This is a genomic window from Pseudaestuariivita rosea, assembly GCF_017592335.1.
In the GTDB taxonomy this organism is placed as follows: domain Bacteria; phylum Pseudomonadota; class Alphaproteobacteria; order Rhodobacterales; family Rhodobacteraceae; genus Parasulfitobacter; species Parasulfitobacter rosea.
The window spans coordinates 1-1,117 of record NZ_JACNMP010000083.1; the positions used below are offsets into that span (position 1 = coordinate 1).

Genomic DNA, 1,117 nt, shown 5'->3' on the forward strand with positions numbered 1-1,117 from the left:
GCTTGATCCCCCTGACCAACTTGTCAGCGGCATCCTTCGATGTCCCGGACTTCTTGTTCATCTTCGCTCCATAATGGCTTCGATGAACCAGAAATCCTCCCTTGCGCAAACCCCTAAATCTAACCGGCAGGTGCTGAAGTCAGGCAGGCTATAAGTGGAAAAACAGGTGGGCATCTGTGCGCCTCTTTAATGTCGATTCCGAGCGTTTGTTTCGTGGTCAGCTTTGGAGGATCGGATCGGCGCGCTGCGCATGGTCACATCGAAGATATCGGAGACTTCAGACAGGCTGATCGGTGTGATGGGCTTGTGCATGATCGTGTCACACGCCTCGCATAGTGCGGTCAGTTTGGTGCGCGCGCCGTCCGTCTCGCAGTCGACCAGTGCGCCCGCCGGTTTTCGTGCCGCGCGACATTTCAAACAATAGAACTCATCGCGAGACAGATGGGATTTTCGCGCCTGCCTTTGCCCTTCAATAAAACTGATAAGCGCATTACCTCGCACCAACGTTGGCCGCTCACTCTCTAGGGCCGGGAGGCCTTGCTTGATCCAAGCGCGAATGGTGCGGTCAGAACCGCCGGTCACACCCGCCGCCTCTTGGATCGTGTAGCAGCGGAGTGATTTGATCCCGCTGAGTTTGGCTGATTTTGGCATCGGGTCTTACGCCTCGTACCTTGCCAGCCAATCGTGGATGGCGTCCACCCGGATCAGTCGGCGCGTGCCGATCTTGATGCTGGCGATATCGCCCTTGGCCAAGGCCGCGTAGAGCGTTGTGCGCCCCAAACCGGCGAGCCGCGCGGCCTCGTCAGGCGAAACAGCGATTGGGGGTTGCGGACGGTTCGGTTCAACTGGGTTAGTCATGGCTCATTCTCCTTTGTAAGAGCATGAGTGAACCTTGACGGACCCAACCTGAGCAGAAACAGAGGCGAGGTTTCTGACCGGTTATAGCCTGCGTAGTCATCCACCTGCAGGATGCCGCTGAAGCCCTTCAAGATGTTAGAGTTGGCCCGACAAATCTGAACAGTTGAGTTAGGTGGATTTTTTGCTCTTGATGCGGCAGCGTGGCGGGACGAAGGAGCGAAAATGGCAAGACGACCAAGACGGACCCACAGCCCTGCAT

Annotated in this window: 2 protein-coding genes; both read right to left on the minus strand. The window is 56.8% G+C overall.

What is annotated here, in order from left to right; translation table 11 throughout:
* Window positions 1-186 precede the first annotated feature (186 nt).
* Complete coding sequence (locus H7848_RS19645) at window positions 187-651, minus strand: helix-turn-helix domain-containing protein (protein WP_208354664.1); 465 nt, start codon at window positions 649-651, stop codon at window positions 187-189.
* Between the two features lie 6 nt (window positions 652-657).
* On the minus strand, window positions 658-858 hold the full coding sequence (locus H7848_RS19650) for a helix-turn-helix domain-containing protein (RefSeq protein ID WP_208353720.1): 201 nt from the start codon (window positions 856-858) through the stop codon (window positions 658-660).
* Between the last annotated feature and the right edge of the window lie 259 nt (window positions 859-1,117).

Coding starts and splice junctions, on each gene's coding strand:
- H7848_RS19645 (WP_208354664.1), bottom strand. CDS start 651: ATGCCAAAATCAGCCAAACTCAGCGGGATCAAATCACTCCGCTGCTAC.
- H7848_RS19650 (WP_208353720.1), bottom strand. CDS start 858: ATGACTAACCCAGTTGAACCGAACCGTCCGCAACCCCCAATCGCTGTT.